The organism is Oceanobacillus indicireducens (genome assembly GCF_014647195.1).
Taxonomy (GTDB): domain Bacteria; phylum Bacillota; class Bacilli; order Bacillales; family Amphibacillaceae; genus Oceanobacillus; species Oceanobacillus indicireducens.
This window is the reverse complement of sequence record NZ_BMOS01000013.1, coordinates 13,389-37,198: the sequence shown is the minus strand read 5'-3', so window position 1 is coordinate 37,198 and position 23,810 is coordinate 13,389. Positions and strand designations below refer to the sequence as shown.

24 protein-coding genes are annotated in these 23,810 nt (G+C 41.3%); 16 read left to right on the top strand and 8 right to left on the bottom strand.

Features of this window, described 5'->3' with window-relative positions; translation table 11 throughout:
* Together IEX94_RS10555 and typA are read left to right on the top strand one after the other, a co-directional pair.
* On the top strand, positions 1-1,359 hold the full coding sequence (locus tag IEX94_RS10555) for a sensor histidine kinase (protein ID WP_188857133.1): 1,359 nt from the start codon (positions 1-3) through the stop codon (positions 1,357-1,359).
* A 328-nt stretch (positions 1,360-1,687) separates the two neighbouring features.
* Positions 1,688-3,502, top strand: a complete 1,815-nt coding sequence (gene typA, locus IEX94_RS10550) for a translational GTPase TypA (RefSeq protein ID WP_156856014.1) — start codon at positions 1,688-1,690, stop codon at positions 3,500-3,502.
* 408 nt (positions 3,503-3,910) lie between these two features.
* On the opposite strand, the gene IEX94_RS10545 is transcribed toward typA, so the two are convergent.
* Together IEX94_RS10545 and IEX94_RS10540 are read right to left on the bottom strand one after the other, a co-directional pair.
* Positions 3,911-4,249, bottom strand: a complete 339-nt coding sequence (locus IEX94_RS10545) for a hypothetical protein (RefSeq protein WP_188857132.1) — start codon at positions 4,247-4,249, stop codon at positions 3,911-3,913.
* Between the two features lie 430 nt (positions 4,250-4,679).
* Positions 4,680-4,913, bottom strand: a complete 234-nt coding sequence (locus tag IEX94_RS10540) for a hypothetical protein (protein WP_229782669.1) — start codon at positions 4,911-4,913, stop codon at positions 4,680-4,682.
* A gap of 333 nt (positions 4,914-5,246) precedes the next feature.
* Here IEX94_RS10540 and IEX94_RS10535 point away from each other — a divergent pair, with 333 nt between their 5' ends.
* The 3 genes from IEX94_RS10535 (at position 5,247) to IEX94_RS10525 (ending at position 7,712) form a co-directional block, all read left to right on the top strand.
* The gene (locus tag IEX94_RS10535) at positions 5,247-6,419 is read left to right on the top strand and encodes a CapA family protein (RefSeq protein WP_229782668.1); all 1,173 of its coding nucleotides are present in this window, start codon (positions 5,247-5,249) and stop codon (positions 6,417-6,419) included.
* 111 nt (positions 6,420-6,530) lie between these two features.
* Complete coding sequence (locus IEX94_RS10530; RefSeq protein WP_188857130.1) at positions 6,531-7,343, top strand: DUF368 domain-containing protein; 813 nt, start codon at positions 6,531-6,533, stop codon at positions 7,341-7,343.
* Positions 7,344-7,391: 48 nt separating this feature from the next.
* Positions 7,392-7,712: a thioredoxin family protein gene (locus IEX94_RS10525; protein ID WP_156856011.1), complete on the top strand. Its 321-nt coding sequence runs from the start codon at positions 7,392-7,394 to the stop codon at positions 7,710-7,712.
* A gap of 284 nt (positions 7,713-7,996) precedes the next feature.
* On the opposite strand, the gene IEX94_RS10520 is transcribed toward IEX94_RS10525, so the two are convergent.
* Positions 7,997-8,626, bottom strand: a complete 630-nt coding sequence (locus IEX94_RS10520; RefSeq protein WP_188857129.1) for a VOC family protein — start codon at positions 8,624-8,626, stop codon at positions 7,997-7,999.
* 101 nt (positions 8,627-8,727) lie between these two features.
* On the opposite strand from IEX94_RS10520, the gene IEX94_RS10515 reads away from it, so the two are divergent.
* From IEX94_RS10515 to IEX94_RS10485, 7 genes are all read left to right on the top strand, one after another.
* Positions 8,728-9,420, top strand: coding sequence for a response regulator transcription factor (locus tag IEX94_RS10515; protein ID WP_188857128.1), 693 nt, complete (start codon positions 8,728-8,730; stop codon positions 9,418-9,420).
* On the top strand, positions 9,417-10,781 hold the full coding sequence (locus IEX94_RS10510) for a sensor histidine kinase (RefSeq protein ID WP_188857127.1): 1,365 nt from the start codon (positions 9,417-9,419) through the stop codon (positions 10,779-10,781). Before IEX94_RS10515 ends, IEX94_RS10510 begins: the two co-directional genes overlap by 4 nt.
* 108 nt (positions 10,782-10,889) lie before the next feature.
* Complete coding sequence (locus IEX94_RS10505) at positions 10,890-11,273, top strand: PepSY domain-containing protein (RefSeq protein WP_188857126.1); 384 nt, start codon at positions 10,890-10,892, stop codon at positions 11,271-11,273.
* Between the two features lie 25 nt (positions 11,274-11,298).
* Positions 11,299-12,036: a PepSY domain-containing protein gene (locus IEX94_RS10500; protein WP_156856006.1), complete on the top strand. Its 738-nt coding sequence runs from the start codon at positions 11,299-11,301 to the stop codon at positions 12,034-12,036.
* A 245-nt stretch (positions 12,037-12,281) separates the two neighbouring features.
* Complete coding sequence (locus tag IEX94_RS10495) at positions 12,282-12,533, top strand: glutaredoxin family protein (RefSeq protein WP_188857125.1); 252 nt, start codon at positions 12,282-12,284, stop codon at positions 12,531-12,533.
* Between the two features lie 84 nt (positions 12,534-12,617).
* A complete protein-coding gene (locus tag IEX94_RS10490) occupies positions 12,618-12,977 on the top strand; it encodes a YppG family protein (protein ID WP_188857124.1) in 360 nt (119 codons plus the stop codon).
* A 71-nt stretch (positions 12,978-13,048) separates the two neighbouring features.
* A complete protein-coding gene (locus IEX94_RS10485) occupies positions 13,049-13,741 on the top strand; it encodes an alpha/beta hydrolase (protein ID WP_156856115.1) in 693 nt (230 codons plus the stop codon).
* A gap of 129 nt (positions 13,742-13,870) precedes the next feature.
* On the opposite strand, the gene IEX94_RS10480 is transcribed toward IEX94_RS10485, so the two are convergent.
* Together IEX94_RS10480 and IEX94_RS10475 are read right to left on the bottom strand one after the other, a co-directional pair.
* Entirely contained in the window at positions 13,871-14,734 is an 864-nt protein-coding gene (locus IEX94_RS10480) for a DegV family protein (RefSeq protein WP_188857123.1), read from the bottom strand.
* Positions 14,735-14,754: 20 nt separating this feature from the next.
* Positions 14,755-15,663: a DMT family transporter gene (locus IEX94_RS10475; RefSeq protein WP_188857122.1), complete on the bottom strand. Its 909-nt coding sequence runs from the start codon at positions 15,661-15,663 to the stop codon at positions 14,755-14,757.
* A 499-nt stretch (positions 15,664-16,162) separates the two neighbouring features.
* Between IEX94_RS10475 and cshA the strand changes: the two genes are divergently transcribed.
* Complete coding sequence (gene cshA, locus IEX94_RS10470) at positions 16,163-17,596, top strand: degradosome RNA helicase CshA (RefSeq protein ID WP_229782667.1); 1,434 nt, start codon at positions 16,163-16,165, stop codon at positions 17,594-17,596.
* Between the two features lie 60 nt (positions 17,597-17,656).
* Here the strand turns inward: cshA and IEX94_RS10465 are convergent, their stop codons facing one another.
* From IEX94_RS10465 to IEX94_RS10455, 3 genes are all read right to left on the bottom strand, one after another.
* Positions 17,657-19,078 carry a PH domain-containing protein gene (locus IEX94_RS10465; RefSeq protein WP_229782666.1) on the bottom strand — a complete coding sequence of 474 codons (1,422 nt, stop codon included), beginning with the start codon at positions 19,076-19,078 and terminating at the stop codon, positions 17,657-17,659.
* On the bottom strand, positions 19,068-19,547 hold the full coding sequence (locus IEX94_RS10460; protein WP_188857120.1) for a PH domain-containing protein: 480 nt from the start codon (positions 19,545-19,547) through the stop codon (positions 19,068-19,070). Before IEX94_RS10460 ends, IEX94_RS10465 begins: the two co-directional genes overlap by 11 nt.
* 87 nt (positions 19,548-19,634) lie before the next feature.
* Positions 19,635-20,408, bottom strand: a complete 774-nt coding sequence (locus tag IEX94_RS10455) for a rhomboid family intramembrane serine protease (protein WP_188857119.1) — start codon at positions 20,406-20,408, stop codon at positions 19,635-19,637.
* A gap of 121 nt (positions 20,409-20,529) precedes the next feature.
* On the opposite strand from IEX94_RS10455, the gene acpS reads away from it, so the two are divergent.
* From acpS to IEX94_RS10440, 3 genes are all read left to right on the top strand, one after another.
* Positions 20,530-20,892, top strand: coding sequence for a holo-ACP synthase (gene acpS, locus IEX94_RS10450; protein WP_156855997.1), 363 nt, complete (start codon positions 20,530-20,532; stop codon positions 20,890-20,892).
* Between the two features lie 63 nt (positions 20,893-20,955).
* The gene (locus tag IEX94_RS10445; RefSeq protein WP_188857118.1) at positions 20,956-22,470 is read left to right on the top strand and encodes an NAD(P)H-hydrate dehydratase; all 1,515 of its coding nucleotides are present in this window, start codon (positions 20,956-20,958) and stop codon (positions 22,468-22,470) included.
* Between the two features lie 48 nt (positions 22,471-22,518).
* Positions 22,519-23,529 carry a LolA family protein gene (locus IEX94_RS10440; RefSeq protein ID WP_156855995.1) on the top strand — a complete coding sequence of 337 codons (1,011 nt, stop codon included), beginning with the start codon at positions 22,519-22,521 and terminating at the stop codon, positions 23,527-23,529.
* Positions 23,530-23,810 lie beyond the last annotated feature (281 nt).

The following is a 23,810-nucleotide window of genomic DNA, read 5'->3' as shown; positions in this document are numbered from 1 at the left end:
ATGAAACTACGCTCACAATTAACCCTAGCATTTACTGGGCTGCTTATCGTCGTCTTAACGGTGACCGGCTATCTCATTTACTCTTTAATATTAGATATTCTTGTGCAGGATGAGCAGAGACAGCTGGAGGAAACCGGTGAACTGCTTGCAAATTTTTTAACCGAGCAGTACGGAACGACAAAGGATATCCATGAATTTAATCAATTTTTAAATGACCAGGAGCTTCAATTGTTCCTTTATGACCGGAATATGGATACCGTATTGTTCTCCACGATGCCCAATTCGGTCGTTGCTGGATTTTTCCAGGAAAATAATTTTGCCAACACGAAAGAGACGATGTGGCAACTTGGCAATGACCGTTTTGTCACATCCCGCATCCTTTTTAACCCGGACGCTCTCGGCCTCGAATTAATTTTATTGACACCGATGACTGACCTACATGAGATTCAGCGAAACTTCATCAAGAGGTTATTTCTCATCTTTCTTATTGGTGCTTTGCTCGCAATTTGGCTAAGTTATTATTTAACAAATACACTTGTAACACCACTAACACTTCTCCAGCGGCAATTGAAGAAGATTGAGAAGCGTCAGTTCGATGATGTCGAGCGGATTAAGGCAACAGGGGAAATTAAAGAAGTGGAACAAAGTGTGTTTGAAATGGCGAATGAACTACAACGTTATATGAGTTCCCAGCAAGTATTTTTCCAGAATGCGAGTCATGAATTGAAAACACCGCTCATGACAATTCAAGGCTATGCGGAAGGGATTAAAGACGGTGTGTTTGAAGGAGAAGAAAAAGATAAGGGACTAGAGCTGATGGTTGAGGAAGTGAAGCGGCTGAAAGTCATTATTAATGAAATGATTCTGCTCGCCAAGCTTGATACAGAGAAAACGTACGAGCCCATCATGCTGTCTGGGGATGTTTTAATTGATGCAGTCATTGATCGGCTCTTCCCAATGTTAACGGAAAATAATATCAGAGTGGACAAACAAGTTAAAGAGGATATTCAGATTTATGCAGATGAGGAGAAAATGCTGCGCGCCCTTTCCAATATTGTCGTCAATGCAATCCGCCATGCGAAGAGCCGGATACGTATCCATGCATATACCGAGCATAAGCAACTCATGATTACAGTAGAAGATGACGGAGACGGTGTTGCAGAAGACTTAATTCCACATATTTTTCACCGTTTCATTAAAGGGAAAAGTGGCGAAAGCGGACTTGGCCTTGCTATTGCCCGGGCAATTATTGAACAATCGGACGGCAAGATCAGTGTCGACCGCTCGCCGGATTTAGAAGGAGCGAGATTTATCATTATGTTGCCAGTAGTGAGTAATAAAAGAGAGAAACAAGGCTAAGAAAAATGCAAAACCTCGGGGATATCCTCGGGGTTTTTTGACCAATATTGTATTATTTTGTTATAAAAGGGTAGAGATAAGGGAGAACAGTTCCTTACGAAGCCTTTTTCTGTTGCCGAAAGATATAGATCGAGCTTATCAGTTTCCTGGCAAGACGACTCCTAGAGATTTAGAGGGACAGACTCGAATCCCTTTCCAGGAGTTGTTTTTACTTTTTAGGTCACTAACCCTTTGCAAAAAGCGTTATAATTCCGATAAATATACTCGAACTCGATAATATGTTATAATAAGGGCTTGATTCATCCCTTAAAAAAGAGGAGCGGACGTTATGCAAAGAAAAGATATACGTAATATTGCAATTATTGCCCACGTTGATCACGGGAAGACAACGCTTGTCGATCAACTGTTAAAATACTCTGGAACATTCCGGGAAAATGAGCAGGTCGATGATCGTGCAATGGACTCAGGTGATATTGAACGTGAACGTGGAATTACAATATTAGCGAAGAATACTGCTGTTAAATATGAGGATACAACGATAAATATTCTCGATACACCAGGTCACGCGGACTTCGGTGGAGAAGTCGAGCGGATTATGAAAATGGTGGACGGGGTAGCACTTGTCGTTGATGCTTACGAGGGAACGATGCCTCAGACCCGTTTCGTGCTCAAAAAAGCACTCGAACAAAAACTGCGGCCAATGGTCGTCGTGAACAAAGTCGACAGACCTAACGCACGACCGGAAGAAGTAATCGATGAAGTGCTTGACTTGTTTATTGAGCTAGGAGCGGATGATGAGCAATTGGAATTCCCTGTCGTCTATGCATCAGCTTTAAATGGTACGTCAGGTCTTGAACCGGATCAACAAGAGGAAACGATGGATCCAATTTTCGAGACGATTATGAAACATATCCCTGCCCCTATTGATAACTCCGATGAGCCATTACAATTCCAAGTGACATTGCTTGATTACAATGATTATGTCGGAAGAATTGGTGTCGGTCGGGTTGCTAGAGGGAAAATCCATGTCGGTCAGCAAGTCGTTCTAATGAAACAGGACGGAACGAACAAGTCATATCGGATTTCCAAGCTGTTCGGTTTTCTCGGTTTAAAACGGATTGAAATTGAAGAAGCAAGTGCCGGTGAGATTGTAGCTGTTTCTGGATTAGAAGATATTAATATCGGGGAAACGGTCTGCCCGAAAGATCATCCGGAGGCCCTGCCATGGTTACGAATCGATGAACCGACACTGCAAATGACGTTTCTTGTGAATAATAGCCCGTTTGCCGGTAAAGAAGGAAAATATATTACCGCTAGAAAAATTGAAGAACGGCTCATGAAGGAACTTGAAACAGATGTAAGTCTGCGTGTTGATCCGACTGATACGCCGGACGCTTGGATAGTTTCTGGACGCGGTGAACTGCACTTGTCGATCCTGATTGAGAACATGCGAAGAGAAGGCTTTGAACTCCAGCTTTCGAAACCAGAAGTAATTATTAAAGAAATAGATGGTGTAGATTGCGAGCCGGTGGAACGTGTGCAAATTGATGTTCCAGAAGCATATACAGGAACGGTGATGGAGTCCCTAGGAGAGCGTAAAGGGGAAATGCTCGATATGGTGAACTATGGAGATGGCCAAGTTCGTATTGAATTTAAAGTGCCATCAAGGGGTCTGCTTGGGTATACGACTGAATTCATGTCCCAGACGAGTGGTTATGGAATTTTGAATCATACATTCGAAGCCTTTGAACCAGTTATTAAAGGTAATGTTGGTGGAAGACGCGAAGGTGTACTAGTTGCACTGGAAAATGGTAAAGTTTCCACTTATAGTATTTTACATTTGGAAGACCGTGGTACTATTTTCGCTGAACCAGGACAGGAAGTATATGCTGGTATGATTATCGGCGAGCATAACCGGGATAATGATTTGACCGTAAATATTACAAAAGAAAAGCATTTGACGAATATGCGCGCATCAACAAAAGATCAAACAGCAAATATCCGAAAAACGAGAAAGATGTCATTGGAGGAAGCATTGCAATACTTGAATGATGACGAATATTGCGAAGTTACCCCAGAATCCATCCGCCTCCGGAAAAAAATCTTAAATAAATCCGAAAGAGAAAAAGCAGCGAAAAAATAAATAAAACTCCCCGACACAACCCGAACATACGTATTAAGGGGGACACTGGGGTCAGAGCAACTGTCCCGGTTTAAGAGCAGGGACATTGGCTCCACCCCCACTGACTTTTAAAATACCAATATTAAGATTTCCATGAGGGAAATGCAGTTAGTAGTCGGTTTTCAACGTTTTATAATTAGCGATTTAATTCGGGACAGTTCATTATTTAGACACCACATACGCGATAATCGGAACTATGAGAGAAACGCTTTTAGGTTAATATGATATTAGGGTGGGATGGAATTATGACGGAGGTATACAACTTGCACAAGCATATGTAGACGTAATATTAGAATTTGTTAAACAGGAATAAAACTGCATAGTATAAAAAGGTGTAGAAATTTCTTCTACATCTTTTTATGAGAAATATTACAAACCAAGGAACAAGGTATCATATAAATCAAAAAAAGAACTAATGAAGTTAAACAAATAAATGAGTATAAACGGAGTGAGTAAAGCTATTAATCCAATAATACCTAGGTTACGGAAAAATAATGAATTTATTCTATTTAATGCAATAACAAAAATGAAACTTAGAACACCAACTAAAAATGGGTATCTAACTTGAATTCCTATCCTGTTGAAAATCCCCACTTTTTCAGGGTCGGGACGAAATGAAAGTTCAGGATAATAGTGAACTAGTATAAGAACTAATAATGAAAAACCTAGCAACAGAAATATACTACTTAATAAAATATTCTTCCGCATATTTTTCACCACCTCAAAGGCCAATGACATGATTATGTATAAATAATAATATAATGTTAAGAAAAATTAAATAAAAAATTGTTCTCTATAGTAAAATCCCCTATATACCATACACTAGTCATTTCTTCATTTTCAAAGTCAAACCCTTTAATTTCAAAAAGTTTTTCCAATTTAAGTTCCTCTTAAATAATTTGTTAATTGGAGGAGTGTTGATCCGCACGCTGACTTTTAAAATACCGATATTAATATTTCCATGAATTATCATGAAAGAACTTCCCTTTTTAGTATTAAAAAAGTATGAACTAATGTCCCGTGAACCCGGGGCTTCTCTAACTCCCAACTCCACTGTTTTCTTCCGGGCATAAAAAAACCACCCTATTTTCAAGGATGAATTTTTAACAGGATTAAAACTACTTCACCCAGCATCCCTTCACTGCTCTTTCGGCTTTTTCTTTTTATCATTCGGGATGTGTTTTGTAAAATAGGCGGCGAAAATAAGTAAGATGATGGCAACTCCCCATGCTGCAATGCCACTCCAGTATCGGTCCAACATATTGCCAATAATAATGATGAGAACACTTGCTACAATTAAAATTCCAGATAAATATCGTTTCACCACGATTCCCCCATTAAATAATCCCTTTGTTAATAATCTGCACATCATAAACCGAAATGTCTCCTCTTATTATACTATATCCAATTCCATCCAGTTTATCATTATGAAGCTAAAATTTATTGATATTTTATTTTCCTCCCTTCTATTGAGCAAATAGCCTATAAGCAGTAAAATAATAGTTGTTCAGTCATATGCTTAATAAAGTGAAACTTCATTCAGTAGGGGTATCCTTACCTTCCTCACTGAATGTTAGTTGAACCGAATCAGGGATTTACGGACTGTATATCCCACCTTCACATGTGGGGCTTCCCTCTTGTTCTTTAGAGGTGGGGGTATTACAGACCGTTAATGCGTGATAAAAAATGAATGGAGAAAAGAAGTTTGAGAATAAAAGATTGTATGATCGTTGGACTCATTCTATGTCTGGTTAGTTTGCTTAGCGCATGTAATATGACGATAAAAGTTACAGGTACGGGGAAAACGGTAACCGGAATGGAAAGCGAGTTGATATTCAAAGAGCCAATCCCAGGTGTGATTGTGGAAGAGATTACGATTTCTTCTATTGGAGATGTATTATTACATGAACCAGTCTATGTCGATGCTTGGACAGGAAGCACATTTAATTTTTCCCCGATGCTTGAAAAGGTGGAAGCTTATTTAAGTGAGGCGACGATTACGACGGCAAACCAAGAGTCGATGATCGGCGGGGTAGAACTTGGGTTATCCACCTATCCGGCATTTAATAGCCCGAAAGAGATTGGTAATGCGTTGAAGGACGCCGGGGTCGATGTCGTCATGCTGGCAAATAATCATACACTAGACCGCGGGGAAAAAGCGATTCAGCAAGCAATTAACCATTGGGAAAATCTTGATATGATGTATGTTGGTGCCTATAAGGATGAAGCAGATCGAAAAAAGGTGCGTGTAATCGAAACGGATGAGGGGATCTCTGTTGCATTCCTCAATTATACGTACGGGACAAATGGAATTCCAGTACCAGAGGATAAGCCTTATCTGGTCAATCTCATCGATCAAGAGCAGATGGCAGAAGATATCGCCGAGGCGGAAGCTGAAGCAGATATTATCGTTTTAAACCTGCATTTTGGAAATGAATATGAGCGGATGCCAAATGAAGAACAGAAGGAGCTCGTTCAATTTGCAGCTGACCATGGTGTCCATGCAGTCATCGGCCATCATCCACATGTTTTACAGCCGGCTGCATGGGTAGAAGGAAAAGATGGAAACAAAACGCTCGTCATTTATAGTCTAGGTAATTTCCTTTCGAATCAACAGGGGTTATATAAGCGGATTGGCGGGATGTTTACCTTTACCGTGACGAAGACAACTTATAAGGAAAAGGAGAGTATTGAAATTCATTCACCCACTCTCTTGCCGACGTATGTCACATTCCATGAGGACTTCGAAGACTATGAGGTTGTACCGATGTATTCCTTAACAAATAAGGAATTGAAAGAAGCAGATCGGCATTATGAAGAAATAAAAATGCATATGTCTCAGTGGATGCCAGAGCTTAGATTCATAGAAGAAAAGTAAGGGAAGTGTGGCCTGTCCCAAGAAAGGTCACACTTAAGATAGGCATGCCAAGTCTTTTTTGGTATGATGTAAAATGTATTTAAATTTACATACGTTAAGGAGATTCATCGCATGGAATGGAAAAATATATATCGAGGGATATTGATGGGTGCTACAGAGGTCGTCCCGGGAATCAGTAGCGGTACCATTGCACTTTTACTTGGAATTTATGAGCGGTTGATTGAAGCAATTAACGGCTTTTTTAGTAAGGACTGGAAGAAGTATTTGGGATTTCTCATTCCGCTTGGGATTGGCATGGTAGCAGCGTTGTTCGTATTTGCGAAAGTGATCGAATGGTTGTTTATCCACCATCCGATGCCGACATTATTTTTCTTCCTCGGACTGATTCTTGGCGTCCTGCCTTATTTATTTTATAAAGCTGATGCGAAGAATTCATTTCGTCTGCAGCATATCGGTGTGATGCTGGTCGGTGTTATCATTATTGCTACAATAGGGCTTGTGAATGTTGGAGAAGGGGAAATTATTACGAATATTACCCCGAAAACATATGCATATCTATTTGTTTCAGGTATAATCGGCAGCTCGGCAATGATTCTTCCAGGGATAAGTGGCTCATTCTTGTTTCTTGTTCTTGGTGTATATCCGACAATCATTGCTGCCGTCAGTAATTTAAAATTTGATATCATCATTGTGACTGGGCTTGGGATTGCGATCGGCTTTGTCATCATGAGCAGAATTGTCGGCTATTTTTTACGAAACTATTTCACTATTACATTTGCCGCCGCAATAGGACTTGTTGCAGGTTCAGTTTTCGTCGTTTTCCCGGGAATACCACAAACGGTTGGTATGTTCTTTGTTAGTGTTCTTACATTTTTCACAGGGCTTTTAACAGCGTATATCCTTGGACGAATAGAGTATAAATAGTTACAATATAAGAAAATAATTTAAAGAGGGTATAAAAGGAGAATTCAGATGGAACTAATCACAACGCAAGCCAGATTTGATGAAGTTATACAAAGTGCGGAGCCGGTCATTATTAAGTTCTTCGCTAATTGGTGCCCGGATTGCAGACGCTTTGATATGTTCTCGGGCCAGGTAATGGATGAGTTCAACAATTATAACTGGTACGAAGTGAATATTGATGAGATAGAAGGAATTGCTGAAAAGTATGAAGTAATGGGAATTCCGAGCGTACTAATTTTCCAAAATGGGGAAAAACTAGCGCATCAGCACAGTGCTTATACGAAGACTCCAGAAGAAGTAACGGAATTTTTACAACAACAATTAGGGTAATATTAAACAAAGGCGGAAGCGCCCGTTAAGCAACGTACAAACTGGAGCACTCCGGAATGAGATAAAGGAAACACAACGAACGGCAGTGAGTTGATGTTGACTTATCGATTGGAGGAGTGTGAAGTTTGCTAGTTGCTGGGCGCTGGAGCCGGACGTGGCTAGCCCCGGATACCTAAGTTATCTAAGCATTTTTATTTTATACTTTCTTATCATTTATAAAGAAGCTTGCGATTAACAATTGAGTTGATTGCAAGCTTCTTTATTACGATTCCTTATCTTTCTCCTTATTCACTTAAATTAAAATTAGACTGCTCGTCGTTTGTAAATAGAAGTCTTCCATTCTCCAATTGGATTGTATCGTCACGCACTTTCAGCTGAAAGACATCCTCGTACTTGGATGGATCAGTTGGGATTGTGATCTCATTCAAATTACGCGGATTGATTTTCGCAGCGTCGTCTGGCTTGTTCTCTGTTGCGCCCCATTCAATTAGAAATGGAAAATTCTCCGCGTCTTCGGGAAAAAGCATTTTCCAAGATAGAGTTGAACCGTCAATTTTCTTCCGCATTCCTGGATACGGACCACTATACGGGATCTGATTTTCTTTAAAATAGGTCAGCTGGGCATCTAGATTACTCGTCCGTAAAGCAAAGGTAAGGAGTCCGGTCCTTCCTTGATCGAGGGAATCAACTGTATTTCTCACTAATGGGAGATTGCTTTTCCTAGCAAGTTCCTCATCGAAAATTCCGAGCCATTCGATATAACTGTCATTTTGGAAGTGAGCAAGGAAGTTGTACGTTCCCCATTTCTCATGTTTTCCACCTTCCATAGCGATTGCATGATGCTGTTCAACAAACTGCTGGGCATCCTTTTCGGGATTCTTTGAAACGATTACAAGATGATCAATTGCTAGCATGCTAATCCTCCTTTGTAAAATGAAAACTTCTGCTTATCGTCATGATAAGCATTTATGCGTATAATAGAAAGTAATTAATCTTAAAATTGGCAGGTGTGAATATGGCAAAACCTAAAATCCTGATTATTGAAGATGAACAAAAATTAAGCCGAGTGCTGCAACTCGAACTCGAATATGAAAATTATGAAACAGGTGTCGCAGATAATGGGAAAGATGCGTTGCGACTTATAGAAGAAGAGAACTGGGATCTTGTCTTGTTAGATATTATGATTCCTGAATTAAGCGGTCTTGAAGTGTTGCGGAGAGTCCGTCGTTTCGATGAGGAAACACCAATCGTTCTACTTACAGCAAGGGATGAAATTCATGATAAGGTAAGTGGTCTCGACCTTGGGGCGGATGATTATATTACGAAGCCTTTCCAGATTGAGGAATTATTAGCGCGGATCCGCGTTCTTTTACGCCGGCCGAAAGCGAAGAAGGAGAATAACGAGGACCTTACTGTTGCTGATTTGAGAGTGAATCCGAGCGCCCGAGAAGTTTCAAGAGGCGAAGTGCAAATCGATCTTACACCAAGGGAATTCGATCTGCTCGTCTGTTTATTGCAAAATAAAAACATTGTCCTGACAAGGGAGCAGCTGATTGAACAAGTTTGGGGGTTCGATTATTACGGTGATACAAATGTTGTCGACGTCTATATCCGCTACTTGCGGCAAAAAGTGGATAAAGGTTTTGAGGCCGCGGTTATTCAAACAGTGCGCGGGGTAGGCTATACGATAAAGGACCTTGAACAATGAAATTAAGGACGAAAATCCGCTTGTTTTCCAGTGTGCTCATTCTAAGTATGCTCATCCTTGTCAATACATTCATCTATTTTCTCTTTTATAAAAATGCAACGGATGGCCAATTAACGGAACTATCCTTGCAGACTGATGTTCTGATCGAGCATCTCTCACAGACGACGAGCCGGGAAGAGGCGAGTGAAGTAATCAATGCTTTTCTACCGGCAAATGGGATGGTGAAGGTGTTCTCGAGTGACCAGCGGGCAATAGAATTTAAACGTAAAGGAGAGGCTTATCGGACATTGGAAGGTGCGTTCCAGACTGCGGAGACTCATGAAATTGAACGGCCAGAGCGCGGTGTCCATGTCGCTGTTGTAACTAAGCCGATCATTTGGCATGATGGGAGTGTTGTCACGCTGCAGATGTCTGATAATTTAGTGGCTCTTACGAATACGATGCGAATTTTATTTTACGTACTTATCATCGTATCACTCGTTATCCTCATCCCGACGGTTATCGGTAGTAATATCCTGAGCCGTTTCCTTCTCAATCCTATTGAAGAACTGACACGGACGATGAAAACGAACATTAAGGAGCGGAAATGGGAGAAGATCGATCACAGAGACCGTTCCAAGGATGAGCTCTATGAAATGGAAGTTACCTTCAACGAAATGATTGATCAGCTAAAGGATAACTACGAAAGACAGGAAGACTTTGTATCCAACGCTTCCCATGAATTGAAAACTCCGATACAGATTGTGAAGAGTTACGCCCAGCTGCTTGCAAGAAGAGGGAAGGACAACCCTGAACTACTGGACGAATCAATTGAAGTAATTGATTCGGAAGCCGACCGGATGAAACGGCTAGTGGAGCAACTTTTATCTTTGGCGAAAAATAAAGAAAATGTTGTCCACGAACGTGTCGAACTTGTTCAACTGATCGAGCATTCGATTACAACATTCAAGCAGGCTTATAATAGGGAAATCGAATTTCATAAAAATACCGAAACGATACATGTTTTAGGGAATGCTGGGCAGCTCGAACAAATTATTTATATTTTAATTGAAAATGCCTTGAAATACAGTGAAGATAAAATTACAGTAAGTCTATTTACTTATAATGGTGACGTGATTTATTCTGTGAAAGATTATGGAAGTGGAATAGCTCCAGAAGATCAGGAACGGATATTCGAGCGGTTTTACCGGGTCGATAAAGCAAGAAGCAGAGGGACCGGTGGCAGTGGGCTCGGCCTGTCTATCGCTAGGGAAATTGCCGAAGACCATCAAGGAAAGCTAACTGTGGACAGTACCCTAGGGGAGGGCTCGACTTTTACAATGGTTTTACCGGTTATGAAAGAAGGGCCCGATGAAAAATAACGTTTACTCTCCGTAAAGATTCGTTTCTCAGCATTTTCTAATCTTCCTCACATCCTCCTATTATCTGCCCGAGCTATGATAAAAGCAGAGATCAAAGGAGGAAATAAAATGAATAAAAAGTTAGGATATGGAATTGGGACATTGACGATAGCATTGGTCATTGGTTTTACTGCTTATCAGTCGAACGCTGCACCGACAGAGCCGATTGTTGCAGCGAGTGAAACGGAAGAAGTACAAGAAACGAAGGAAAAAACAGTGGAAAATCAGGATCCATTTGCAGGTGTGCTTTCGATTGAAGAAGTAAAGCAAATTGCTTTAACCGAATTCGAAGGTAAAGTGACGGAAATTGAACTCGACAAGGATGACGGCAGATTGATTTATGAGGTTGAATTAAGAGATGGTACGCATGAAGCAGAAATCGAACTTGATGCAATGACAGGTGAGATTATCGAAGTGGAAATCGAACAAGATGATGACAGCTGGGATGACTAATTAGCTAAGCTAGGAGGGGGTCATAATGAATAAAAAATTGCTAATGGCAATTGGGGCTATGGCGATTGCCACTGTATTAGGGCTTATTTTCAGTCAAAATTTATCGGTTTCAGCCGGACCTGACCTAACCGAGAAAGAAGTTACGGAAAAAGTGGAGGCCCAATATCCCGGGGAAATCACTGCACTTAAGTTAGATGAACAAGAGACAAATCCTATCTATGAAGTGGAGATTGTCATCGACGGGCAAGGATATGAATTAGTAATTGACGGGAACTCGGGTGAGGTATTAAAGCTGGAAGAAAAATGGCTAGCTAAAGCAGATGAAAAGAAAGATATGACTACGGATAAGCAGAAGGAAAATGGAGATAAGAGAGAAGCATCAGCTACAAATAAAAAAGAAACAGACTTGGAAATGAAAGAAAAAGCAACTGAAGATACAAAAGAGACCGAGCGTAAAACGGTAACTGCACCAAAACAAGAGGATGCAGAAGAAGCGAAAAAAGAAGATAACGAAGCAAAAAAAGGTCCCAATGATGATTCCAAGAAGCAATCCGATGAGCGGAAATCAACAATCAGTCAAGAAAAAGCAATTGAAATTGCATTAAAACAGTTCTCCGGTGTGGTGGATGATATAGATTTGGATAGAGAAGATGGTCGCTTAATATATGAAATCGAAATTGAGAGCCCCGAAGGAGAGGCAGAAATCGAAATCGATGCCTACACGGGAGAAGTGCTCGTTGTTGATATAGATTTAGATGATTAATTGCAAAAAAGAAGAAAAGCACGGTGCAGCAACTTAGTACCGTGTTTTTTGTTACCCTTTTATGCAACGTATAGGCGTTGACTATTGTTTATTTGATGAGTTTTAAGCGAAATATTTTCTGTTCAACTAACATTCAGTGTGGGAGATAAGAAACCCCACTGAATGAAGTTTCATTTTATATTTAATCGGGTATCAAAAAGGTATAAAAAAGAAAGAAATAAGGGAAGTTTTTGGAGGAATTTTAGATGGACAACTATGATGTAATCATTTATGTGAGTGACAATAATCAGTATTGCACAAAAGTAGTAAATCTCGTCAAAAAGTACGACGTTACTTACAAAATAAAAAATGTAACCCAGAATAGGGATTATATGACAGAAATGCAGAAGAAAGGGGTTTACGGTACACCAGCAATGTTTGTAAAAGGGGAGAAACTTTCGATATTAGGTTTTCAAAAAGAACGGATACACCACACGCTTAGGAAAGTCGAAAACTAAACGAATAACAAAAGCTCCCCTAGCTGCATAATTTATAGTATGAATCAATGTTTGGATAAAGAGGTGTTCCAAATGGACGATAGAATGAGGCGGCATCCGTATCTGTACGCTAATCGAAACACACCACCATTTGCTCGCCAGCAACCACCCAATATACCAAACTCTCCCTATACACCTATATCACATATAACACCTTATGAACGCTATGCAAAACCGCCACAACCACTTAATTTGATGAGTCAAAGTCAAAGCCAAAGTCAGGAAGCGTATGGCAATCCGTCGTCGGAACAGACGCAAGCCGGCCTTCTTCGTGCTTTTACCGATGCAAATGGACAAGTGGACTTTAGTAAAACGATGACAACCATTAATCAGTTAGCGAGCACATATCATCAAGTTTCTCCGATTGTGAGACAGTTAAGCTCCTTGATCAGGACATTCAGATAAGTTAGGTCGGATAAATAGGGGTCGATGAGCAGATAATAAAAGAAAGGAATGGTTAGAACGAGGGGATGCGGATGATAGGATGTTTATTGATTCACGGATTTACAGGTGGTCCTTATGAGCTTGGCCCGTTAGCGAAATATTTGCGTGAACATACGGATTGGCATGTTGAACTGCCGACATTGCCAGGACATGGGATTGAACTACACTTAGAGGACATCACTTACAAGGATTGGATTTCTGCGGCAGAGGAAGCTTTGCAGCAGCTATCGGAGAAATATGATGAAATTTATTTAATCGGCTTTTCGATGGGTGGGATGATTGCTGCTTATCTAGCGGCGAAGTATAAGGTAAAAAAATTAGTATTACTGGCAACCGCGGGGAAGTATTTGGATTTCAAACAGATTGGGACGGATGTTCAAGAAGTAATCCGTGATGGGTTGAAGGGCGGATTAGAAAACAATCAAATGTACAATCATTATAAGCGGAAATTTGGTCAAGTGCCGATAAAAGCGAATATCGAATTTGTAAAGCTTATTAATTTCACGAGACGATTTTTGAAAGAAGTCGAGACCCCTGTATTGATTGCGCACGGCCAACTTGATGGGATGGTACCTTATAAGACAGCTTACTATTTGGATAAGGAGATTGATTCGGAGCACAAGGAGATTGTGCTCTTGGATCAATCGAGACATCTGCTTTGTTTAGGTGAGGATAAGGATACGATCAATCTGATGGTCCATGACTTTCTTGAAAAGAAAAAATAAACCGGATGGACACAAAATTACGTCCATCCGGTTTATTTATAGTAAGAAAGTATAAAATAAAAATGCTGTGATAACTCAGTTTCTAGGACTAGCCACGTCCGCTCTGAGCCCAGGGTGCTTGCGCTATTGTTATTTTTTTCTGTCTTTAAAGAAAGCTATTACGATAGCGCCATCTCCGCCGTGAGTTGCGATGATGGGACCGGTGTCTGTTAGGAACGTTTCTTTAAAGGAATATTTTTCTTTTATTTCGTTCAATAGTTTTGTTGCCCGGGATTCACTGTTGCAGTGGGTCATGAATAAGCTCTTATTTTCCGCATTTTTCGTATACTCTCCGATTTGTTGGATAAATCGGTTCACTGCACGTTTTTCTCCACGTATGCGTTCTGTTACTTCTATTTCTCCTTGTTCACTACCACGCATAAGCAATTTAATGCTGAGCGTCTTTGCAATCTTACCGGTTACCTTTGAAATCCGGCCACCGCGGACAAGGTTATCTAACGTCTGGAGGACAAATAAAGTAATTGTATCTCCAACTCGTTCTTCCGTATGCTGTACAACTTGTTCAAATGTATAGCCTGCTTGAATTTTATTGTATAAATCATGAAGCAAAAGGGCAATTCCGCCTGAAGCTGTTTTCGTATTGATGACAGCGATTTTACGCGCTGGTTCTTCTTTTTCAAGCATGTTTTTAGCGGTGACCGCATTTTGATACGTACTACTTAATTCCTTGGAAAGGCTCAGCATAATAATCGGCTTATCTTGCGGCACCTTTTTATAAGCTTCGTAAAAGTCGTTCGGGCTTGGTGCAGCGGAAAGTGGAACTTCATTAAGCTTCTTTACCTTCTGATGGAAATCCGCAAGCTTCAATGAATGACCAGTTTTATATTCGCCATCGCTGAAATTTAAATAAAGAGGGACAATTTCTAATTGCATTTGTTCGATTAACTGTTGTGGAATGTCTGCTCCACCGTCTGTCATTAGTTGAATTCTCATCCTGATTACCGCCTAACTGATTATTTTTTCCTTTGAGAAATGGTGACGTTCGTTTTTTTCGATGTGCTGATGATGAATAAATACAAGCCGAAGATAACGATCGTTCCACCTAAAAATTGAGACCAAGTAATAGCTTCATTTAAGAAAATATATGCTAAAAGGGCAGCTCCAACGGGCTCCAATAATCCGGCCATGGACACTGTTGTTGTACTTAACCAGCGTAAGCACCAGTTGAAAATTGAATGGCCGAAGAATGTTGGAATGATGGCAAGTGCAAGGAATGCATACCAGTTCGTTGCACTATAACCGGTGAATGAGTGCTGTAAGCCAAGGTTGTATATAAATAAAGTGACGGAAGCAACCCCATATACGATGAATGTATACGTCATTAGAGACAAGCTCTTCCTTGCAGATTGTCCAATCAGAAAATATCCTGTGATACCTATTGCTCCTAAAATGGCGAGCACATCACCGAGTAGTTCGTTTCCTCCGAGTTGGAAATCCCCCCAACCGATAATCAGACTTCCAAACAATGTAATGATCATACTGATGATGGCACCATAGGAAAAGCGTTCCTGAAACAATAAATAAGTCCCGAGGAAGGCAAAGACCGGTTGGATGGAAACAAACACAACGGAACTTGCAACGGATGTATGACTTAATGATTCAAACCAAAAAATAAAATGCGCGGCGAGAAATATGCCTGCGAGTATAGAAAGTATCCAGTTTCTTTTAGAGATTTGTTTGAATTCATGTCGGTAGTTAATTAATATAAATGGCGCCATCATGATAACGGCGAAGAATAAACGATAGAAAGCAGTCATAGCTGCAGGTGCATCTTCAGCAAGTCGAACGAGTATAGCAGAAGTGGATACAGCAGTTACTCCAATAAAGAGAGCTGCTTTCGGATTAAATGCAGGAAGACGCATAGAAAAACTCCTTTAATTGACACCTTTTCCAGAGGGGATGGCTAGGTCCATAACGCCCCTCTACTTTCAATATATTATCATCTTATATTACCATGATTCATGGAAAAATTCATTTATTTCACGCCGTTTGAAAGATAATCTGTAATCCATAATATTGTTTTCATTCAGCGTAAGTGCAAAGTTTAATTTAGATCACTATATATTAAATAAGTATTTATGACGGAGCATTGTGGAAAATGGTGACAAAGATGTGGTATCATAAGACAAACAGTAATTTGAGGCCCCGAAGATGGAAGGGAAGCCTAATTGTTCTTTTAGAGAAACAATAATTGGTACGTGATAAATCTTTTCCTGGTTGAATGATAAACCCTTGTACGTTTTAACCGTGCATATCTGATAATGGCAATGGGTATATGTATAGATAGGATTTATAAATCTGAAGTAAAGGACTAGTGGCCTCTTATAACTAAATTTTTTTTACAGAAGGAGTAGACATTAAGTGGCAAAATTTAATGAATTAAATATCGCGGCCCCGATTATGAAGGCTTTGGAAAGAATGGGCTTTGAAGAAGCAACGCCAATCCAAACGGAGACCATTCCTCTTGCGAAAGCGGGCAATGACGTAATCGGTCAAGCTCAGACAGGTACAGGGAAAACCGCTGCGTTCGGTATTCCGATGATTGAAAGAATCGACACTAAACTTCGCAAGGTACAGGGGTTAGTTGTGGCTCCGACGCGGGAATTGGCTATCCAGGTCGCAGAGGAAATCAATCGCATTGCAAGATTTGTCGGCATTCGTGCATTGGCAATATATGGTGGTCAACATATGGACAGGCAAATTCGTGCACTGAAAGATGGCCCGCAAATCGTCGTGGCAACACCAGGAAGATTGCTTGACCATATGCGGAGAAGAACTATTCGGACGGATCAAGTACGAGTTGCAGTTCTGGATGAAGCGGACGAAATGCTGAACATGGGGTTCATCGATGATATTCGTGATATCTTAAAAGGCATTCCAGAAGAACGTCAAACGTTGCTATTCTCCGCTACGATGCCAAAGGAAATTCGCGATATCGCAACAACATTGATGAAGCAACCGAAAGAAGTAAAAATTAAAGCGAAAGAAATGACGGTTGAAAATATTGATCAGTACTTCATTGAAATACCGGAGAAATTCAAGTTCGATACGCTGAACAATCATGTCGATATTCATTCTCCAGAGCTTGCAATTGTGTTTGCAAGAACGAAGAAGCGGGTCGATGAAATTACGGAAGGTTTACAGGCTAGAGGCTATCGTGCTGAAGGGATTCATGGCGACTTGACTCAAGGAAAGCGGATGTCTGTATTGAACAAGTTTAAAAACGGTCGTGTCGACGTGCTAGTTGCAACAGACGTAGCTGCACGTGGATTAGATATTTCCGGCGTGACTCACGTTTATAACTTTGATATCCCGCAAGATCCGGAGAGTTATGTACACCGTATCGGGCGTACAGGGCGCGCGGGTAAAACAGGTGAAGCGATTTCCTTTGTAACGCCAAGAGAAATGGCACATTTACATTTGATTGAAAAGACGACGAAGAGTAAGATGAAGCGTCTCGCACCACCGACGATTCAAGATGCTAGACGTGGACAACAGCAACTTACAATCGAAAGAATCCAGAAAACAATTGATAAGCGTGATTTAACGACATATCAAGAAGCTGCGAAGGACCTGTTGGAAGATCACGATTCGGTAACCGTTATTGCAGCGGCAATTAGCCTGTTGACGAAAGAAAGAAGAGACACACCAGTCCGGATTTCTTCGGTTGCACCAGTGAGTGTGAAAAAAGCACTCCATTCAAAAGGCAAAGGCGGACATCGCTCGAAAAACAAACGCTTCTACGGTGGACGTAACCGTAAAGGTAATTTCCAAAAACGTCGTAAAAGAGACTAACTAAGAATAAAAACGGTTTGGAGCAATATAGCTCCAAACCGTTTTTTTAGATACTAGCGTTTATTCCAATTTATTTCGATAAGCAATTCTGTCCCCCAGTTGGTTAACTTTTTCTTCTTCTAAATTTTTCACGTGATAGTGTTTGCCCCCGGTGTTGCTCAGAATAGATATTTTCATGGAGGCGAGGCTCCATTTTCTTTCGAGTGCATGATTCTTTTTCTCGAAGGCTTGTATTCGTTTTTGCTGAATGAGTACGGTAGTGCGCTTCACGTGTCGGTATCGGAGTAACAACCTGTTCCCTTTAAGGTAAAAGCCCGCATCCTTATAAGAGAGCCAGCCCAAGCCTAGGGAGAGCGCGAACAAAGCAATCGGAATCCAAGCAAACGACCGGAAAAAGATAAAGACGGCGATACTGGCCAGTAAGAATAATACACTTGAACGGACATAGTAATACGGTAATGCAGCGGGTGGTGGCTTCGTCCATTCGACTTCTTCTTCCTGCCAGCTGAAGTCTGGAGCAAATTCATCAAGAAAGGCGGCGATTTCTCGTTTATGCAGCAATGGGAATAGGATCGTTGAATCCGCTAATTTCCCATCTGTATTTCCGCCGGCAATTTCTGCAAAAATAAATGCGTAACCAAATGGCTGACGTAAGATGTTTTCTTCAATACCAATCGCCTGAATCCGGTGCAAGGGAATTGTCAATTGCTTTCTTTCAAGCAATCCCCGCGTAATGAATAATTCATCCTCCGTTCTCCTGATAGTGAATTTCCCGTAGCGAAGGAGTGTCCAGAGAATACTTAATAGCCAAATGGTGGCAAGAACACCAAGAATAATAAGAACAATGAATATAATACTTGCAGTTACCAACCACTCATAGGTGTAGTTATACACCATTTCAGGTATGAGTTCGTCAAATTCCGAGAGCCCAACGACGATGAAACCGATAATAATGCCAAGACCACCGGAAGTGATTCCGGCTAGGAGCAAGCGGGAAAAGGAAATTTCTTTCTGTGCAAGATACATTTCTTCAGGAACTAAGGTACCTGCTTTTCCGCTATTTTTTAACACTTCCCGGAGTTCTTTCGCATCTTTAAGCGAAACAGCTGAAAGGGCAGCTTCTGCCTTCTCTCCGCCACTTGCTGTTTCAATTTGGACCCGGGTCAGTTTGAATATACGATGGATCACACTTTCGGTTAAATCAATCGATTGGATCCGGTTTTTCGCAATAGACCGTTTCGTTCGTTTAAATATACCGTACTCAATCCATAGCTCATCATCGGTAACATAATAAGAAAAACGGTACCACGAGAGAATGCCATAAACCGAAGCGAGTATACTAAATGCCCCAAGTGCAATAGAAAATATGAGAAAGTTTCCAGCGACTAAAACGATTAGCAGCGAGAAAAATAATTCTTTAATTACTTTTAATATGTTAAAAATAATGGCTGCAGGGTGCAGGCGTCTTTCCTCAAACATCATCTTCGTCCACCCTTGCAAGTTGTGAAATCCGGTCCCGCAAATCAGAAGCATTTTCTTCTGACAAAGCAGGGATGATGTGCGTTGTCGCTGCGGTGGAAATCGACACACTCGCAACATGAAATCTCTTCATAATCGGGCCTTGTTCTGTATCGACGTGTTGTACCCGTATCATCGGGATTAATGTTCGCGTACGGATGAAAATTCCGTGCTGGATATAAATTTCCTGTTCAAAGATCTCATAGCGCCAGCGCCGATACCTAAGTTTAGGAAATAAGAAAATGAAAAGGTAACTTAATAAAACAGTTATAATTATTGCTCCAGTTATATAAACGAACGACCAATCCCAGAGAATCGCAAAGACTACCGACGTAAGAAGAATCAGCCAAAGTATGCCAAGGTAAATGGCGGCGCTGATTTTCCAAACGTCGACTGCCCGCGGGTCGATTGCATGCTTCGGTGGTTGTCTCATTGTGCAACATCCTTCCATTACGATGGTTACTAGTAATACGATTAGGTGCTAATTAAGTTTCAAAAGAAGAAGGAAGTTAAGTTAAATTCAGTTGGAAAATCTGCTGAAAAATCCAATGACTGCAAGAATACCGATGATAATCCAGAGCCAGTTTTTACGGATGCTTTCAGGTATTATTCTTTTTTTATTCCAGCGATTCGGATTAAATTGTATCTCCCGGTCATCATCTGGATAGCTGCGCTGATAAGCATGCCACGGCGAGAAAGGGCGGATGTTTTTCAAAAAGAGTGGTGCAATCGCGAATCCTCCAGCAAAGCCTGCTAAGTGAGCGACGATATTAATTCGCGTTCCGACGAAGGACATAAGTACTCCGATGATGAAAATAGTTTTGATCATTTGCGAACTACCTTGGTCAATGAGATGCTTGCGGAAAGCCACCATGAATATATACATACCAAATAATCCGTAGATCGCTCCAGAAGCACCTAAATGTGTGTATTGTAAAGGTTCAATTAAAAACGTCGCTATATTTGCAATAACCCCAGCGGCTAAATAAGCAAGGATGAATTTGAATTTTCCAAGCATCAACTCAAGCGCTGGCCCAAAGATGACGAGGGCAAAGGAATTGAATAACACATGTGTCAATTCCCGGTGGAGGAAGATTGGGGTAACTAAGCGCCAATATTCGCCCATTGCAACGGATAAGTTATTACCAACTCCAAATACATAAACAATCCAACCGATCCCAGATTGAAAAAATTCCATCACTAACCAAAGGACGATGTGAATGATAACAAGGGTCGAGACGACGGGGTAAAGATTTATAAATTCTTTTAAACTTCTTTCGTTCCGGATAAACAATAGAAGAAGCCTCCTAAATAAGTTTAATTTCCTATAATGTTCAGGTACTATTATAATAATTAATAATACGAGTTATGACCAACATTAGCTATTATCATTGAAGGAGAGAAGGCAAAAGCCAATGATTAAAGGAATTGGAATAGATATTATTGAACTAGGCCGAATAGAGTCAAGCCTTAAAAAGGGAGACCGACTTGCGGCACGGGTGTTGACTGATTCGGAGTTAACAATATATAAACAATTTGCCAACCGGAGACGCCAGATAGAATATTTAGCTGGAAGATTTGCGGCAAAAGAGGCATGTGCAAAAGCGCTCGGGACTGGGATCGGGAAATTGAGCTTCCGGCACATGGAAATAATCCATGATGAGAGCGGGGCGCCACAACTTATGGTGCAGGGCTATGAAGGGTATGTTTTTCTATTATCAATCAGCCATAGTAAGGAATATGCCGTAGCACAAGTCGTTGTTCAAAAGAATGGGTAAAGAGAATCTGCATAAACGGAGTGGTTGTCTCATAGTATTTTAATGCGGGCAGGAGGGGACTTCATGTTTATAGTCACCGCAAAGGAAATGTACGATATCGACAGGCATACGATGAAGGAAATTGGTTTGCCGGGGCACGTGCTTATGGAAAATGCCGGAAGGGAGATATTTCGCAACATCATCTCTCTTTTTGAGCGAACAGAGTGGATAACAGTATTCGTTGGAGCAGGAAATAATGGTGGAGACGGTTTTGTCATTGCAAGGTATTTGATGGAACATGGTTATGATGTACGGGTTTTCCAAGTGGTTCCTGATGAGTTGATTCAGGGAGATGCCTTGCTGCATAAGAAAATTTATTTGAACAGCAATGGGAAAATATTTTCTCTCATAGACCACGGTGTAGAAGAAATCATTAAAAACTCAGACGTTATTATTGACTCTTTACTTGGAATCGGGAAGAAGGGTGCGCTGCGTGAGCCGTATCAAGACGTGATCAAACGGATAAACGAATCTGATGCCCGGGTCGTTTCTGTTGATATTCCGTCCGGGTTACCGGCTGATGAAGGAGTGCCATTTACTGTGGCTGTACAAGCGGATTACACGTTTATTGTCGGAGCTATGAAAATGACTGCGGTTTTACCGGACACGGCCAGCTATTACGGGGAATGGAAAGTCGTTGAGATTGGCTTCTCCAAGCGGACGATGGAGAAATATACGACCCGCAGCTTATACGGTAGCGATCAGTTCCAAGCAACCCTTCCAAGGAGACGGGCGTACGCACATAAAGGGGACCATGGTAAGGGTTTTATCATTGGTGGGAGTGCAAGGATGCCAGGAGCGATTACGATGGCTACGGAGGCAGCGCTTGTCGCAGGAGCAGGCTTAGTAACTGCAGGAACGTTGCAGGAAATTATCCCAATTATCGCTTCCCGGATACCAGAAGCGATGTTTAAGATATTGAAGGAAGAAGACGGGCTGTTAGTCTGGGATAATCACTTGGATGTATCAGCGTATGACGCAATCGCTGCCGGTGTCGGAATGGGCCGTAGTAAGCAGGGGGAGGAGCTAATAAAGCAGGTGCTAAAGGCAGCGACTTGTCCCGTTTTGGTTGATGCCGACGGATTATATCATTTAAGCAATTTACTCCCCATACTGAAGTCGAGAGATGCTGTGACAATTGTAACGCCTCACACTGGAGAAATGGCCAGGCTTCTCGAGCTGCGGATAGAAGAAACGTTAACATCCCCTTTTCAGCATGCGAAGAACTTCGCAGAGGACTACGGAGTCTATGTCGTGTTAAAAGGGAAGTACACCATTATTACGAGCCCGGACGGTAAGCAGGTGGTTGATGCAACCGGAAATCCCGGTCTTGCAAAAGGCGGTAGCGGTGACGTACTCACAGGGATAATGCTCGCCATGATTTTACAAAACCAGACCATTTTTTCCGCCATCTGCAATGCTTGTTACCTTCATGGTACAAGTGCTGATTTAGCAGTACAGCATAAGCATAGTGTCTATGATCTAACAGCGACAGATATCATCGCTTGGATTCGTGAAGTATATCGTATGATTTCCTGATAAACGTGATTTGTTCCCTTTGTTAATTGAGACAAGGGAGATATGTGTATGAAGAAGCGCTATCTTGGAATATTCCTCATCGTCATCAGTATTGTCATCCTTTCAGCATGTGGAGAGAAATCGGAGGAAGATGTTGTCGAAAAACTGTCCGACACGTTGGAGGAAATGGATGGTTATAAAGCAGAAGCAGAAATGACGATGAAGACAGGACAGGAAGAACAGCGGTTTACGATTGATATTTGGCATCAGAAAGAGGATTATTATCGCGTGAAGCTCGGTTCTCAGGAAGATGACAAGGGTAGTCAAATCATATTGAAAAATGAAGACGGAGTGTTTGTGTTAACTCCAGCCCTTGAAAGAAGTTTCAAATTCCAATCAGAATGGCCGGAAAACAGCAGCCAGCCTTACCTTTACCACTCGCTCGTCAAAGACATATTAGATGACGAGGAAGCAAGCTTTGAAGCAACGGAAACCCATTATGCGTTTAAGACAAAAACAAATTACCAAAACAATACGAACTTGCCGTACCAGCAGATTCTTTTTGACAAGAAAACATTCTATCCAACTGCAGTGCAAGTATTGGATGTCGATGATAAAGCAGTCGTAGAAGTCCAGTTTCATGCATTTGATACAGCGGTAAGCTTTGAGTCGGATGATTTTGCCATGGAGAAAAATATGGAAACAAACAGTGACGCTCCGACATTCAGCAGTAATGAAGAGGAAGTCTTTACCGTACTTCATCCGCTTTATACAGCCGGTGCAGAAGCAGTTGACCGGAAAGAAATGGAGCTCGATAACGGTAAACGAGTCATTTTGACGTATGGCGGTGAGAAGGATTTCACCCTCGTTCAGGAGATGCGTACCGATGTTCCAACACTAATGACACCTGAAGCAGTAAATGGGGAAATTGTGAATCTCGGTTTTACAATCGGGGCATTGACGGACGACACACTCCATTGGAATCATGAAGGCATTGATTACACATTGGCAAGTGACAGTCTAACGAAAGAAGAATTAATTGAAGTTGCCCAGTCCGTCCAAGGCCAAGAAATAAAATGAATCCCAAATGTACTTGAATAATCCCCTTAAGATTGATACAGTAAGACAAACTGTTACTCATCTTAAGGGAATATTTTTGCAAAATACACCGCTTCCATGCCAAACACTTTCATTCAGCGTAAGTATTTTGTGCATTCATTTTATTGGCGTTCTAATTACCGTTCAGTTGCCCGGCGGACGGATGCGCATCCTAAGGGACAGCCGAAGCCTCGACGCACAGGACGTTAATGTCAGACGTTGCCACATACGAGAGCGTTCTTAGTCGGCCACGGAAGAAAATT

Bases quoted from the DNA above. Each gene is read 5' to 3' on its own strand.
- IEX94_RS10545 (WP_188857132.1), bottom strand. From the start codon at position 4,249: ATGCGGAAGAATATTTTATTAAGTAGTATATTTCTGTTGCTAGGTTTT.
- IEX94_RS10440 (WP_156855995.1), top strand. From the start codon at position 22,519: ATGAAGAAGCGCTATCTTGGAATATTCCTCATCGTCATCAGTATTGTC.
- IEX94_RS10520 (WP_188857129.1), bottom strand. From the start codon at position 8,626: ATGCTAGCAATTGATCATCTTGTAATCGTTTCAAAGAATCCCGAAAAG.
- IEX94_RS10505 (WP_188857126.1), top strand. From the start codon at position 10,890: ATGAATAAAAAGTTAGGATATGGAATTGGGACATTGACGATAGCATTG.
- IEX94_RS10510 (WP_188857127.1), top strand. From the start codon at position 9,417: ATGAAATTAAGGACGAAAATCCGCTTGTTTTCCAGTGTGCTCATTCTA.
- IEX94_RS10460 (WP_188857120.1), bottom strand. From the start codon at position 19,547: ATGAGACAACCACCGAAGCATGCAATCGACCCGCGGGCAGTCGACGTT.
- IEX94_RS10495 (WP_188857125.1), top strand. From the start codon at position 12,282: ATGGACAACTATGATGTAATCATTTATGTGAGTGACAATAATCAGTAT.
- IEX94_RS10525 (WP_156856011.1), top strand. From the start codon at position 7,392: ATGGAACTAATCACAACGCAAGCCAGATTTGATGAAGTTATACAAAGT.
- IEX94_RS10475 (WP_188857122.1), bottom strand. From the start codon at position 15,663: ATGCGTCTTCCTGCATTTAATCCGAAAGCAGCTCTCTTTATTGGAGTA.
- IEX94_RS10445 (WP_188857118.1), top strand. From the start codon at position 20,956: ATGTTTATAGTCACCGCAAAGGAAATGTACGATATCGACAGGCATACG.
- IEX94_RS10480 (WP_188857123.1), bottom strand. From the start codon at position 14,734: ATGAGAATTCAACTAATGACAGACGGTGGAGCAGACATTCCACAACAG.
- IEX94_RS10490 (WP_188857124.1), top strand. From the start codon at position 12,618: ATGAGGCGGCATCCGTATCTGTACGCTAATCGAAACACACCACCATTT.
- acpS (WP_156855997.1), top strand. From the start codon at position 20,530: ATGATTAAAGGAATTGGAATAGATATTATTGAACTAGGCCGAATAGAG.
- IEX94_RS10515 (WP_188857128.1), top strand. From the start codon at position 8,728: ATGGCAAAACCTAAAATCCTGATTATTGAAGATGAACAAAAATTAAGC.
- IEX94_RS10485 (WP_156856115.1), top strand. From the start codon at position 13,049: ATGATAGGATGTTTATTGATTCACGGATTTACAGGTGGTCCTTATGAG.
- IEX94_RS10530 (WP_188857130.1), top strand. From the start codon at position 6,531: ATGGAATGGAAAAATATATATCGAGGGATATTGATGGGTGCTACAGAG.
- IEX94_RS10555 (WP_188857133.1), top strand. From the start codon at position 1: ATGAAACTACGCTCACAATTAACCCTAGCATTTACTGGGCTGCTTATC.
- IEX94_RS10540 (WP_229782669.1), bottom strand. From the start codon at position 4,913: ATGATGTGCAGATTATTAACAAAGGGATTATTTAATGGGGGAATCGTG.
- typA (WP_156856014.1), top strand. From the start codon at position 1,688: ATGCAAAGAAAAGATATACGTAATATTGCAATTATTGCCCACGTTGAT.
- IEX94_RS10465 (WP_229782666.1), bottom strand. From the start codon at position 19,078: ATGATGTTTGAGGAAAGACGCCTGCACCCTGCAGCCATTATTTTTAAC.
- IEX94_RS10500 (WP_156856006.1), top strand. From the start codon at position 11,299: ATGAATAAAAAATTGCTAATGGCAATTGGGGCTATGGCGATTGCCACT.